The organism is Stieleria marina, from assembly GCA_007741555.1.
Classification (GTDB): Bacteria; Planctomycetota; Planctomycetia; order Pirellulales; family Pirellulaceae; genus K23-9.
Genome location: CP036526.1, coordinates 3,260,402 through 3,274,461, shown reverse-complemented (window position 1 = coordinate 3,274,461; position 14,060 = coordinate 3,260,402). Strand labels below are relative to the sequence as shown.

The following is a 14,060-nucleotide window of genomic DNA, read 5'->3' as shown; positions in this document are numbered from 1 at the left end:
CAAATGACGGCGGAGCTTCCGGGCCAAACGTGAACGAACCGAATCGAGACAACCTACCGCTCCTCTGTCTTCGGCTGGGAGCGTTCCTATGCTTCGCCGGTTGGACTTGGGTGCATTACTACTGGGAAGCTCCCTACGGTGTGCTTCTATGGCAAGATTCGACATTCGATTTAGCGAGTCGGTTCGGTCTGAGCTGGGAAGAATTTGTTGGTACCGGCGCCAATGATGGAGTCGTCCAAAAGTGGTTGGCCCGAATCTGGTGGCTGTACCTCGCCTGCGCCGTGTTGTCCCTGACCGTTCGGCGAACTTCCCGTTTTCAAATCAGCGGACTCGTCCTCGGCAGCGGCCTGCTGATCTGGCTCAGCTATGCCAAATACGTTGCCGCAATTCGGCAGCCACCCATGTTCATCGAACACGGCGGCCAAATGCTGATCCCCATCCTGCTGGTCTTGGCCCTCGTATTTGGGGTTCGCCACCGATGCACAACCATCATGGCGATGATCGCTTTGATTATGACGTTCGCAGGTCACGGATTGTACGCGGTTGGCGCATGGCCGACGCCTGCAAGCTTTTCGGCGATGACAACGTTGATACTGGGCGTGGAATACCCCACCACGCAGACACTGTTGCGAATCGCAGGAACGCTTGACTTCATAGTCTGTCTCGGAATCTGCTTTCCGTTGACTCGCAAAGTCAGCGCCGTCTACGCGACGGCATGGGGTTTCCTGACCGCGATCGCACGCCCCGTTGCCGGAATGTCTTGGCAACTAAATTACTGGGGCGCGGATCAATACTTGCACGAAGCGGTTCTTCGAGCGCCCCACTTCCTCATTCCGCTCTATTTGTTGCTAATATGGCGAGAGCCAAAAGACGAACCTCTTTGAGCCCCACGAACATGCGTTGCCGAATATAAACCGTTCCTGAACACACTTGATTGAAAACGGGATTCAAACCCCGACCAATCTCGCTCTGGCACCACCAACGACTTATTTCGATCGATAAACAAAACCATGAATCTTCAATCCTTCCAACGATGCGTTCTGATCTGCTTGGCGTTAATGCTGACCAGCACGTCGGTTCTTGCCCAGCAAAATGCCAAACGGCGACCACGTCGCGGCGATCTAACGATCCCGGACGTCAAACGCAGTGACGTGATTTGCTTCGCCTTGTATACCGTTCACGACAAGACGCTGAAATTAACAGCTCAGCTTTATCCGCTGAAGTCCAGCGATCCAACGGTTGTTCGCCTGGAGATTGAAAAAGACGGGCAATGGACGGAAGTCGCACGGACCGAAGTCATCGAGGCCGGTTGGACTGCGCCGCTGCGAGTTGAAAACTGGGACGACACGCAAACCCGAAAGTACCGCGTCCTCCATGGTACCGACGCCACCTACGAAGGCACCATTCGCAAAAACCCTGTCGACAAAGAGGAAATCGTCGTCGCTGGGTTTACGGGCAATTCGATTCATCCGATGCATGGCGGCGACATTTCGCGTCAAGACCTAATCGACAACATCAACCGTGTCGACGCAGACGTGCTCTATTTCTCCGGCGACCAAGTGTATGACCACAATCGACACTACGCGGCTTGGCTAAAGTTTGGCCGGGACTTTGGTGACATCATCAAAGACCGCCCGACCATTTGCCTGCCCGATGACCATGATGCTGGACAACCCAATCTTTGGGGCGAAAGCGGTAAGATTTCGACGCTCAGCGGAGCAGCTGACGGCGGCTACTCGCGTCCTGGCGTTTACGTCCAAGAAGTCGAACGAGCCCAAACCAGTCACCTTCCCGACCCCGTCGATCCTCACAAGATCGGTCAAGGCATCGGTGTCTACTTCACTAATCTAAACTGGGGCAACGTTGACTTCGCTGTCTTGGAAGACCGAAAATTCAAAACGGGTCCGGCAGGCCGAGTGCCCAAACAGGGTCCACGCCCGGATCACATTCGCAACCCCGACTACGACCCCGAGAGTGTCGATGTGAAGGGCGCGATTTTGCTGGGCGAACGCCAGCTAAAATTCATCGACGCTTGGGCGCAGGACTGGGATGACGCCAAAATGAAAGTGGCATTGTCCGCAACGATCTTCTGCGGCGGAGCACACATTCACGGAGCTGCCAACGGTCGCTTGCATGCTGACATGGATTCCAACGGTTGGCCGCAAGCCGGACGCAATCGAGCACTCAAATCGCTTCGCAAAGGATTCGCATTTCACTACGCAGGCGATCAACACCTGGCAACGATTTTTCATCAAGGTGTCGATGAACACCGCGACGCCATTTGGTCGTTCTGTGTTCCGTCGATTGCGAATCTGTACCTTCGCTGGTGGGATCCGTTGGAGCCAGGAAAGAACCGCAAAGAAGGCAGTCCTGAATACACAGGGGACTCATTGGACGGATTCAACAACAAGGTCACCAACTACGCCGCCGCTAACCCCGAAAAGATGCCAGCGGGCAACCTGCTGAACACGCGTGCTGCAGGATTTGGGATCGTTCGACTGAACACTCAAAAGCGTTCGATCACGATGGAATGCTGGCCTCGCAATGTCGATGTCACCGATTCATCCGCGAAGCAGTACCCAGGCTGGCCGCTGACGATTTCGCAGTTCGACAACTACAACCCGCCGTCATGGGGAAAACTTGGTGAGTTGACGTTTGACATTGATTCACCCGTCGTACAACTGATCGACTCCAGCAGCGGCGAAGTTCTCTACACGGTTCGCGCCAGCGGCAAGTCGTTCGTGCCTGGTGCTCCCAAAGGAAAAACGTTCACCATCAAAGCTGGCAAGAACTCTCCTGAAACGGTCGTCGTCAAAGAGGCCCAAGTAGGCAGCAAATCGCAAACGATTTCGCTAACGAAGTAGCCGGATGCCTTCGGCCAACGGAACCCTACCATCGTCTTATCGCCACGACAGACGAAGTCGCGGAGTACACCCAGGTGCGAACCAGCACCATGAAGGTCAAATTTTCAGACGGCCTTTTTTCTTTCAATCCTCCCCGTCATCTCCTTTGCCCATTCTTATCTGAGACCAACAGGGGACGAAAAAGCGGAGTCCGTGTCAGGCACATCGCAGGCGTTCCCGCACGTACCCAGCGAAGCAAATGAGCGACATTCGCCTGACGCGGCAAAGTTCCCCCACTGCCGAAAACATCGCAAATTGCCGCGTTTACTGATGTCGATGCCCGGGTGATCATCTCGGGGCGGAGCCCAATGCGGGGAACAAAAGCCACCCATGGGTCGTCTATAGTGATGCTCCCATTCGATATTCGCTCGCCGTTTTTGGCTCCCATAGATGTCTCGCACACGATCTCTTCGCAAAGCAAGTCACCGTAGCAAAAGTTCCTTACGTGTGGAGCGTCTTGAGCAGCGGATGCTTTTGGCCGCCGACGGGATCGCCGACACTGTCTTTATTAACGGTTCCATTTACAGCGTCGATCCGGAACTGGCGTGGGAGAGCTCAGCAGCCCAAGCCATTGCGATTGACGACGATCAAATTTTGGCGATCGGCACCAACGCAGAAATCCTGGCCTTAGCCAACGATCAAACGCGAATCCAAGACTTGGAAGGCCGCATGGTCCTGCCAGGTTTTCACGATGTACACACTCATATCTTGGAAGCGTTTTCATCAGTTAACACGGTCCAACTGAGTGCAGCCACTCCGCTGGAAGACCTGGTTCCACTGCTCACCGGACAGACTCCGCACGTTGCCACCGGCTGGGTTCTCGGCGGCGGACAAACCATTGATCAGTTTGTTGGCCTGACCGAACTGCCAAAAGATATTTTGGACGAAGCGATTCCTGATGTTCCGGCGGCGATGCTGGAAGCGACTTCGCATTCGATGTGGGTCAACACGGCCGCGCTAACTGCTGCCGGTATCACCGATTCGACCCCGGATCCGACCGGAGGCGTCATCGTGCGTGACTCCGTGACCGGCGAAGCAACGGGATTGCTGATCGACAACGCGGTCGACCTGATCTTTGAAGTCGCGCTGGCACAGAATGATCAGCTGGACGAACTGAACTATCAAGGCTTGGTCCAGGGAATCCAAACCTTCAATCAATTCGGTGTCACATCCGTTGCCGACGCGCGAGTGTATCCTTCGCGTGGACACGATGACGTCTGGAGCCGCGCCGAAACGGAAGAACATCTGACCGTCCGCGCAAATCTTGGATTGTGGGCCTATCCACAACATGACGACGTGCAGCAGATTGCAGATCTCACCGCGCTGTACAGCAACGACGAAGATCGCTTGCTGAAAATCAACGAGATCAAACTCTACAGTGACGGTATTATCGAAAACGGCACCGCTGCTTTACTGGATGCATACGACATCGCTGGCTACGGCGGCGACCATGGATTGAAGTACTTTGAAGTCGAACGGTTGGAAAACTACTTGACCGCCCTGCAAGAAGTTGGATTCGCATTTAACATCCACGCCGTCGGTGATGCGGGCGTTCGCGATGCGCTGTCGGCGATCGAATCGACCAATCAAGGTCATACTGATCTACGACACCGCATCACTCATGCGGAGATCATCCATCCCGATGACTACTCGCGTTTTGCGTCGACGGGCACGATCGCCGATTTTCAAGTCGGCGGCGAAATTCTATCCCCCGAGAATCGTGAGTTTCTACGGACACTGGTCGGCGATCGTGCCGACACACTTTTGCCTGTTCGGAGTCTGCATGATGCGGGCGCGACCGTGGTGTTCAGCAGCGATTTCGACGTCAATAGCCCCAATCCCTTCGTCGGTATCGAACAATCGATGACGCGCACCGACGGGCAGGAGCTTGCGCATGTCAAAGACGCAATCGAGGCTTACACCTATAACGCCGCCTATGCGATGCAGCAAGAAGATCGTGTCGGATCGCTGACTGCTGGAAAACTTGCTGATTTGGTGGTGCTGGACCAGAACTTATTGACGATCGCTCCGGAAGACATCGACGACACGAGCGTGTTGCTAACGCTGCTCGGTGGCGAAACGGTTCACGGCAACGCACTGCAGCTAGCGATTGGCAGCAGTCGCATTCTGGAAAACGGGGGATCCACGACCGGCACGGTCACACGTCCCGGAACGAGCGGAAACTTAGTCGTCAAACTGACCAGCAGCGACCTCTCCGAAGCGACCTTGCCGACAACAGTGACAATTCCTGACGGATCCAGTTCGGTCACGTTTCGAATCGACAGCGTCAACGATGATCTGGACGACGGTGATCGCCGCGTCACCTTGCTCGCTCAAGCCGTCGACATGATCGCAGCGGTGGCGTTCGCGACAGTCGTGGACGAGGATCCCATCGGAACCGATTTTGGCGACGCGCCGACGGCCGAGCAATCCGGATTTGCAAACGACTACCCCGTCACGATCGCCCAAGATGGCGCGGTACATAATGTGACGTCGTTGTTCCTGGGCGAAGCGATTGATTCTGAAGCGAATGGTCAGCCAGCCTTCCAGGCCACCGGAGATGACGTCGCCAGCCAAGACGACGATGACGGCGCGACTTTCGCGACCACATTCATTATCGATACTACTACCGATACGGTCGCCAATTTTTCGGTCGTGTCTTCGGCCAGTGGAAAACTGGATGCCTGGTTTGATTTCGATCGCGACGGACTGTGGAACCATCAGACCGAACGAGTGGCTGAAATGGTCGATGTCGTCGCAGGAGTAAACACGATCAGCATTCAATTGCCTCAGGGCACCTCCGTTGGCGAAACCGCTGCACGATTGCGGCTTAGTAGTGCCGGCGGATTAACACCTTTGGGTTTCGCGGCGGATGGAGAAGTCGAAGATGAATGGATCAATCTTCGTGCGGGCTCGCAAAACCTGAACGCCCGTGTAACGACCAGTTTTAACAGTGCCCCGACCGGTCCCATCATCGTAGCGACTAGCGAGGGACGCACTTCGGTCCGGCACCAATTCACCGAGTTCTTCGACGCTCCAAATAGCAGCTTTGGCGGCCTTTCGGTGTTTGGCGACCCGCAGGATGAAACATTCGTGCTGGACATCGCTACATTCGCCCTTCCCGCTCGCGGATTGACACTGAATGGCGGAACCGGCGAAAACCAGCTTCACGTTAGCGGCGACGGCGAAGTCAACTTGGTGGAGGATTCGTTTCGTCTGGCGAACTTAAAGATTATCGACCTTCGCGATCCCGGGGCGACAACATTAATCGTCAGTGCTGCGTCAGTTCAAATGCTGACGCCGGACAGTTCCGTGCAGATTCTGACGGGCCCAGGCGACCGACTGCAGTTTGCCGACCCTACCAATTGGACCTTTGGTGATCCGATCGTCCAAGGCGATCAGTTCTTCCATGTGGCCCAGAGCACCGTCGGGAACGCGACTGAACAGATCCACGTACAAACGCAATTACCTTGGCATAACAGCATCATTCCCCAAGACGTGGACAACAGTGGCCAGGTGACGCCGAACGATATTTTGGAAGTCATCAATCAATTGGTCGATCGCGACTACATCGAACCCGACACTCAGAACGGTTTGCCGCCCGGCCAACTAAATCCTTGGCCCAATCGTTTTTACGATACGTCCGGCGACAATCAATTCACGCCGGGCGACATCCTGGAAGTCATCAATTTTCTAGCTGAACAACGGGCCAACACGCCATCAGGCGAATGGATCGATGATGCTGATTTGAGCGTTGGGCCTTCGGACTGGATCCCCGTTCGCAAAGCCGCTGACAGACAGCAGCGGATTTCACGGACAACGGTGCATCAGTCTTTAGCCAGCCCAAGAGATGCACATCTTGTTTTGCAAAGCGATTTGGGGCAAGTCGCTGCGGACTCGCGCGACGCTGGATTGTTCCCGGACTCTACGGCACCGGATTCTTCGACGGTTTCTCTCGATGACAAGCTTGCCACTGATCTGGCCGACACACAACTTGATACTTCGCGCCGTTAAGCACCTGATAGTGGTCGATAATCGAAACAACCAGATCGCGATGATTGAGCTGTTCGCTTAGTCCAGCGATGCGCTCGATCAATTCTTGGAGCACAAATGATGCTTCGCGAGCACAGCGTTGCCGCGTCCCAGCATCGCTAGTCGAAACGGGAATCGCGGCAAAGATTCGATCCTGTACATTTGCGTCGATCGTGAATACGACGCCGTACTCCATAAATGCCGTACCGGACAAGACATCCGCAACCGATTCCGCTTCGCCAATCAATGTGCGAACGGAGCGTTGATCTGGGTCACTTTTCTGCCAGAGTCGCTGCCACCAGTTGCGTCTGGCGGCGTTCTCAATGGGTTCGGGCGGTTGATAAGGATTGACTTCGGTCATCGGCGAAAAATGCTTTCACTGGAATGATATCAAGCCGCCATTCTACGCACTTTGTCTGCTCTCGTTTTGACATCGCACAGTCGATTCCTCTTGCCCCCGCCCCGAAGCATCCGTACCCTCGATTCACCGCAAAGAGAGTTTCACGCCACGTGCTAGGGAGGGCAAAGCGTGCTTCGTCGCAGATCCATTCGCACCAAACTTGTCTACGCATTGACCGTGCTGACGATGATTTTTTGTTTCCTGGCTTTTAGCGGAGTTTGGGGTGTCCAACGCTACCGTGAATTGGCAGATTCAGTCAGCCAGCAGGCCGTGCAAATCCCCTTTGCCAACGATCTGGTCCGCACCGCCAACTCGATTCGCCGAGGCTACGGGCAACTTGCAGAAATTCGCGACCAACGCGGTATTCTCGGGCCATCATTCTTAGCCCGTCACGAAATCAAAACCGCCAACGCTGCGATCGACGGCGACTTGCGGCACATCCAAATCACACTTGATGCCTACGCCACTCAGGTCAGCACCGGCAAAGACGACGTCCAAATGCTGGTCGACAAATCGCTGCAGCAACAATCGCTTTGGGAAATTCAAGAAGCCCTGGATGCGATTCGCGATAAGTGGGGGCAAGTGAATCTTGATACAAACGACGGCCATGACAGGTTCGTGGACCGGACCAATGAGTTAGTCGCTCAAGCAGAGTCGCATTTGGAATTGATTCACTCGGAGATGGCAAAATTCAGTGAACAAGTTAACGGCCAATACGACCGCTGGATCTGGTTCAACCTTGTCTGCACCGTGACCGCAATCGTGCTGCTGCTGTTGCTTTGGTTTTCGTTTAAATCAATGGTCGCCCAACCTTTCCAAACTCTTCTTGAAGGTTCGCGGTTGGTAGCTGCCGGACAGTACGGGCACCGCATCGATTTAGGAACCAGTGACGAATTGAGTGAACTGGCCGATGCGATGAACAGCATGTCGACCAAGTTTCGTGACGTCTACGATCGGCAAAACGAACTGAACGCCGAATTGGATGAACAAGTTCGCCAGCGAACACGCGAAGTCATCCAAAACGAACAGCTCGCAAGCGTTGGATTTCTGGCGGCGGGTGTGGCCCATGAAATCAATAATCCACTGGCCAGCATTGCCTGGAGCGCCGAATCGCTTCAATCCGATTTGGATGACGTGCTGATGGCGGGCACGGGCATTCAGTCAAATCCCGAATTCACCGAAGCCCTGCAATCAAATCTACAGCGCATCCAAGACGAGGCGTATCGATGCAAAGGAATCACGGATGGCTTGCTAGATTTCAGTCGCCTGGGTGACGTCAGTCGTTCGTCGACCGATCTTTGCAAACTGGTACACAGTGTCGTTTCGATCGTCAGCAAGCTCGGCAAATACAAATGTAAAACGATTCGCATCCACAGTGACGACCAAGTACACGCGCATGTCAATTCGCACGAGATCCAGCAAGTGATCCTGAATCTGGTCACCAATGCCTTGGAAAGCGTCAGCACCGACGGCGCCGTCGATGTCCATGTACGTACCCGTGGCCAAAGTGCCTACGTGGGTGTTTACGACGATGGATGCGGCATGTCGCAACAAGTGCTGGATCACCTCTTTGAACCGTTCTTCACCCGCCGACGCGATGGGACTGGAACCGGTTTGGGACTCAGCATCACTTACCGAATCGTCTCTCAACACCACGGATCGCTCACTGCCAGCAGCGATGGGGACGGCAAGGGTTCCAAATTGGAACTCACGTTGCCCGTCAATGCAGTGACAAAAGAAACTCTCAGCAACCAAACCAACCTTGGATGGGAACATGACGCAAAAGCCGTCGCCTAAGAAAAACGCCATGCACATTCTGTTCGCCGATGACGAACGGAATTTGCAGGAGTTGATGAAAAAGAACTTGGAAAAAATCGGTCATAGCGTCGTCGTATGTCCCGATGGTGCCACCGCAGTTGCTGCGCTGCAGAAAGAACCGTTCGACTGCCTGATCGTCGACATCGACATGCCAGGGATGAGCGGAATCGAAGTAATCCAGCACGCACGCGAACTGCGCCCCGATGTCGAAGCCGTGGTGATGACGGGCAACCCAAGCCAAGAAACGGCGATCGCGGCACTGCGTCATCAGGCATACGAATACTTGACCAAACCGTGCCCGCTGGCGCATATCGCTGAATTGCTTGGCCAGATCGCACAGCGTCGCAGCACGCGTCGGCAGCTGGCCGCTTTGCAGCATCGTGTTCGGCAAGCCGAAGGCGATTCGCAATTGGTTGGCACCGCACCATCAATGGATGCAATGAAAAAACTAATCAGCCGCGTCGCGCCAACGGAAAGCACCGTGCTGATTCGCGGCGAGACCGGATGCGGAAAAGAATTGGTTGCCCGCGCCGTTCATCAACAAAGTCTTCGCGGCGAAGAACCGCTGGTCGCCGTCAACTGCGGTGCACTTCCCGAAAATCTGATCGAAAGTGAACTGTTTGGGCACTGCAAAGGCGCCTTCACGGGCGCCGACGTCGCCCGCGTGGGACTGTTCGAAGTCGCTGACGGCGGAACGATCTTTCTAGACGAAATCGGCGAACTGCCACTCGCGATGCAGGCCAAACTACTGCGTGTCCTGGAAACAGGAGACATTCGCCGGTTGGGCGACAACCAAACGGTCAACGTCAACGTTCGAGTCGTCTGCGCGACGCACCGAGACCTTGATGCAATGGTCAGCGAAGGAACATTCCGCGAAGATTTGATGTTCCGGATCAACACCTTCGAAATCATGGTGCCGGCTCTGCGCGAGCGTCCCCAAGATATCTTGCCACTCGCCGTTCACTTACTGCGGCGGCATCGCACCGACGGCAGCGACGACCAAGTCTTTACGCCTGCCGCAATCGATGAACTCGTCGCGCATCGCTGGCCTGGCAACGTTCGTGAATTAGCCAACGTGGTCGAACACGCCGCTATCCTTTGTGACGCGATGCCGATCGACGTCACCCACCTGCCACGTCATTTCAGTTCACGACAATTACGTAAAGAGATTCGTGACACGGCACCGATGAGCCTACGTGAAATGGAACTGATCGCCATTGATCGAGCGATTGAACGTCACGAAGGCAACAAAAAGGCCGCTGCCGAAGAACTGGGCGTAAGCCTAAAGACGCTCTACAACAAACTGAACGCCGCGGAAGAGAAGAAGCAGTCAGCTTAGCGTTTACCGTTGGAAACGGGCTTCATCGTCGACACGCCAGCGAGCGTATTGCATGTGTCGTGGGTTAACACACATAAACACTGCTTTAGAAAGTTGCTTTAGACGGTAGCTTTTCGTCGATGTAGCCCAGATTCGACACCAAGCAATGCAATGCGCCTCCCTTTCGCACGATTTGCGAACAGTCGATGAACTTGATTTTCCAGTTCGGCAGCACACTTCGGTAAACCCGTTCTACCTCTTGTTCGATTGATTGGTCTACATCGGGATACGATGGGACAAGCAAGATTCCGTTGGCGTAAATGACATTCGTGTATGTTCGCATCACGCCGTCAGAATTTTCGGGCATCGGGACGCGAACGACATTGATCTTGTCGCCATCGACTTGAGCTTTGGCCAAGCGATTGGCATGTTCGTCCAGCAACTTGCCGTTTGTCGAATCGGCATCTTTGTATTGCCCAATGACAATTGTGCGCGGAGCTGGAATCGTCATAAAGAGATCGATGTGGCCAGTCGATTCGCCATCGAGCGGTTCCAACGGAGCGAGTATTTTCGTGCCGGCGATCCGACGCAACTCGCTAACAATCTGAGCGTCTTCGATGCCCAACTCTCGGTTGCGATCAAAGATCCAAGACGAACAAGCAGTCAATCCCTGGCCATCGGAAAGGACTGCTCCTCCTTCGACATACAACGCCGTATCGACCAACCCCACCGCTTCGGAGCGTGATAGAAACTGAGGAATCGCGTCGAACGCACAACGCTCCAATGCCCCTTCTCTGGCTAGCTGCGAGTCAAACCAGATCGTATTTCCACTGGCCGTCTCCCCAACGATGGGACCCGCGTCGCGAAACCAAGGCGATTCAAATTGGTAGACTCGAAACTGGACGTCCGCGGCAGGAATATTCGCGGCGGTGAATTCACTTCGCGCCTCGGCCAACGATTCGTCATTGTCAGCCAACACGATCAGACCAACCTTGCCGTGGATCGCTTTTGCGATGTCCAACGTTGCTTGATGGGTCCATTGACGCATCCCCCAAGCCAAGGTCAGCGATGACTGCGGTTCGAATTCCGCTTTCATTGTTGCCGTTAGAGCTGAATCATTGGGTACCAGTTCGGTGCGGAGCTTTAACAACGGACGCCAGACCCAAGCGTCGGACGACTGCAACGAACCGTCATCACTTTTTATCTCAGTTTGCTGGGCGCGAATCTGATTGATCAGCGTCGTCAAGTTATATTTGACGAAGCGTCTTGCGTTGGCATACTGATTTGGCGAAACGACATCCTTGCGCAAAGTCGTCCCACGAATTTCCGGCGCCATCGCCGTCAAATCGTCGCGAACTTCGCCGCAGACCGACCTCGCTCCCGCGAGGTCACCTTGGCTCCAAAGCTGCTTGCACAGAATCATTTTGAAGTCGATCGAAAGGTCGCTGACCAGACCAACGTGCCCCATCCCCGCTTCATCGCCTAACTGACTGATCGAAGACTTAAGTGACGCGGTGCCATCGATGCCAGTCGCATGCTGCAACACTCCGATGTTCCGCAAAACAATTGCAACAGCGATCGAATCGCTCTGAGATTTACGCAGAATCGGCAACGCTTCTTGAAGCAGCTCGAGAGCCCGCTGAGGTTTGCCGATCGATGCCAGAACACACGCCAGCGTGTTCTTGGTATGGGCAGCGGCCAAAACATCACCGTCACGAACTGCGATATTGATCGACTTGTTTAAATTCTGTTCGGCTGACCGATAGTCTCCGTTGTAAGCGTGCAGCATCCCAAGGTGATGATGCACCGCACCGACTTCCTCGGGCACCAGACTGCTCAGGTTTTTGTCCTGGGTGAAGTGCGTGAAGCTCCGCAAGAAGTTCTGCACGAAGATCGAATCGTCAATTGAAGGGTCAGCCTTACGCGCCATTCGGAGCACAAAATCTCGATGATCCGATCGCATCTGCGACATCAATGTTGTCGAAAATTCGTGCAGGTGGCCGAACTCTCCCTCCGACGGCCCGTCTCGGTCGGCGGTGTCCGGAGGCGACGACGGGCGCAGCGCAAAACTTACTGCCGCCCAAGTCCCGAAAGCAAAAACCAAAGTCGCAAGAAAGAGTTTCTTTCGTTGCATTCCACGCGTACGCACTTAACAACTCCCACCTAGAAACGCGTGCTTATGATGGTCGGCGGAAACCATCGCACTCAAGCACGCACCGAATTCGATCTGTTAAGTAAACACACGCTGGCCGATGCAGTTTCTTACATTCTCCCTATTCGCGAACGCAAATATTTTCGCAAATGAGAAACGATGCGATGTGGACAGACGCAGACGGCAGAAACAATGCGACGAATCTCCCACGGACTTGCGGGGTATCAGGCGACACCCATCAGGAGCGATGGTGGTTCCCGCGAAGCGAGCCCAGTGGCTGCTGGGGTGCAGATCTTACTTCGCCACTTCTTTGGGATACGGCCTAAGGCCAAGCAGCATTTCCGCTCGTTCGCATAGAGGTCTTGCGGCGATTTGCTTGTCCGTAAATTTGGCCAAGCTGTCGACCACTGTTGCATAGACAGCTTGGCGATCCAGGCTTGTATCGATTTCGACGCATATGCCTTTGCTCCTGAAGAGCTCGACGATCGGCAACGTTTCTGCTTTGAACGTATCGAATCGCAGCTTGATGCTTTCGATATTATCATCGCTGCGGCCGGAATACTTTGCACGCCCCAGGATGCGTTGTTCCAATACGCGGTACGGGCACTCAAAGTACAGCAGTGACGGCAGTTCCGCTTCGCGACCGAACAATTCGTACCAGCCTTCCAAATTGGAAAGCGAGCGAGGAAATCCGTCCAACAGAAAGTTGTTCTTTCCGGTCGTACGCGTCACCGTCTCCATCGCGTTTTGGATCAGTGCAAGCGTGATATCGTTGGGCACCAACTGGCCCGCTTTCAAGATTTCATCAATCTTTTCGGCGGATGGACCACCAGCCTCACGTTCGGCACGAAGCAATTCGCCTGTTGAAAGATGCGTCCAGCCAAGCTGCAGTTCGGCCAATTCGCACATGGTTCCTTTGCCAGCGCCGGGGCCTCCCAGCACGAACACCACATTGGGATTGGGGCAGGGCAAGCGAGGATCAAAGTGATGAAGAACGATCTTGGGTGCTGGCGCGACGCCCTTCTTGTAGACGTGCCAGGGACGGTCCGTGGGAGGAAGATCGTCATCGCACGTGATGTCGTAGGCCAAGTGGCCGTCCGGCCTGGCGATTCGCCACGAGCTGTAGCTGTTGGAATACGACAGTGATGGACTGCGCTCGCAATTGCCATCGGCACGGTCCCACGCCATCTTGCCATTCCAATAACCGACGCTCGACACGGTCCCCGATTCCGATTCGGCGGGAGGAGCGGTCGATGGGACAAAGAGCCCATCGACTTCAGGAATTCCCGCTCCTGACACTTCGATGAAATAGGTGTTCGGTTTGATTTCGGGCGTTTTGTTCATAGCTTCGATGACCAAATTTAATATCGACGGAGAACACATGTGTCAAAATCATAAGCCCTGCGCCGCCACAGCGAGAGGGCGGCTTAATCTGAC

General features: G+C 54.6%; 8 protein-coding genes. 5 read left to right on the top strand and 3 right to left on the bottom strand.

The genetic code is table 11. The features are described 5' to 3' along the window. The first annotated feature begins 29 nt into the window (after positions 1–29). From K239x_RS11365 to K239x_RS11355, 3 genes are all read left to right on the top strand, one after another. A complete protein-coding gene (locus K239x_RS11365; RefSeq protein WP_145418003.1) occupies positions 30–884 on the top strand; it encodes a hypothetical protein in 855 nt (284 codons plus the stop codon). Between the two features lie 126 nt (positions 885–1,010). Continuing rightward, positions 1,011–2,864, top strand: a complete 1,854-nt coding sequence (locus K239x_RS11360; RefSeq protein WP_145418001.1) for a hypothetical protein — start codon at positions 1,011–1,013, stop codon at positions 2,862–2,864. A 429-nt stretch (positions 2,865–3,293) separates the two neighbouring features. Then, a complete protein-coding gene (locus K239x_RS11355; protein WP_145418000.1) occupies positions 3,294–6,917 on the top strand; it encodes an amidohydrolase family protein in 3,624 nt (1,207 codons plus the stop codon). Here K239x_RS11355 and K239x_RS11350 read toward each other — a convergent pair. Then, positions 6,829–7,296, bottom strand: a complete 468-nt coding sequence (locus K239x_RS11350; protein WP_145417999.1) for a hypothetical protein — start codon at positions 7,294–7,296, stop codon at positions 6,829–6,831. The two genes, K239x_RS11355 and K239x_RS11350, sit on opposite strands and share 89 nt — an antisense overlap. A 168-nt stretch (positions 7,297–7,464) precedes the next feature. Between K239x_RS11350 and K239x_RS11345 the strand changes: the two genes are divergently transcribed. Both K239x_RS11345 and K239x_RS11340 read left to right on the top strand, forming a co-directional pair. Further along, positions 7,465–9,132: a sensor histidine kinase gene (locus K239x_RS11345; protein WP_145417997.1), complete on the top strand. Its 1,668-nt coding sequence runs from the start codon at positions 7,465–7,467 to the stop codon at positions 9,130–9,132. 10 nt (positions 9,133–9,142) lie between these two features. Further along, positions 9,143–10,492 carry a sigma-54-dependent transcriptional regulator gene (locus K239x_RS11340; RefSeq protein ID WP_145422317.1) on the top strand — a complete coding sequence of 450 codons (1,350 nt, stop codon included), beginning with the start codon at positions 9,143–9,145 and terminating at the stop codon, positions 10,490–10,492. A gap of 85 nt (positions 10,493–10,577) precedes the next feature. Here the strand turns inward: K239x_RS11340 and K239x_RS11335 are convergent, their stop codons facing one another. Together K239x_RS11335 and K239x_RS11330 are read right to left on the bottom strand one after the other, a co-directional pair. Next, positions 10,578–12,620 (bottom strand): agmatine deiminase family protein, encoded by a 2,043-nt coding sequence (locus tag K239x_RS11335; RefSeq protein WP_419189940.1) that lies wholly within the window; start codon positions 12,618–12,620, stop codon positions 10,578–10,580. 297 nt (positions 12,621–12,917) lie between these two features. Further along, a complete protein-coding gene (locus K239x_RS11330; protein ID WP_145417993.1) occupies positions 12,918–13,967 on the bottom strand; it encodes a nucleoside monophosphate kinase in 1,050 nt (349 codons plus the stop codon). Between the last annotated feature and the right edge of the window lie 93 nt (positions 13,968–14,060).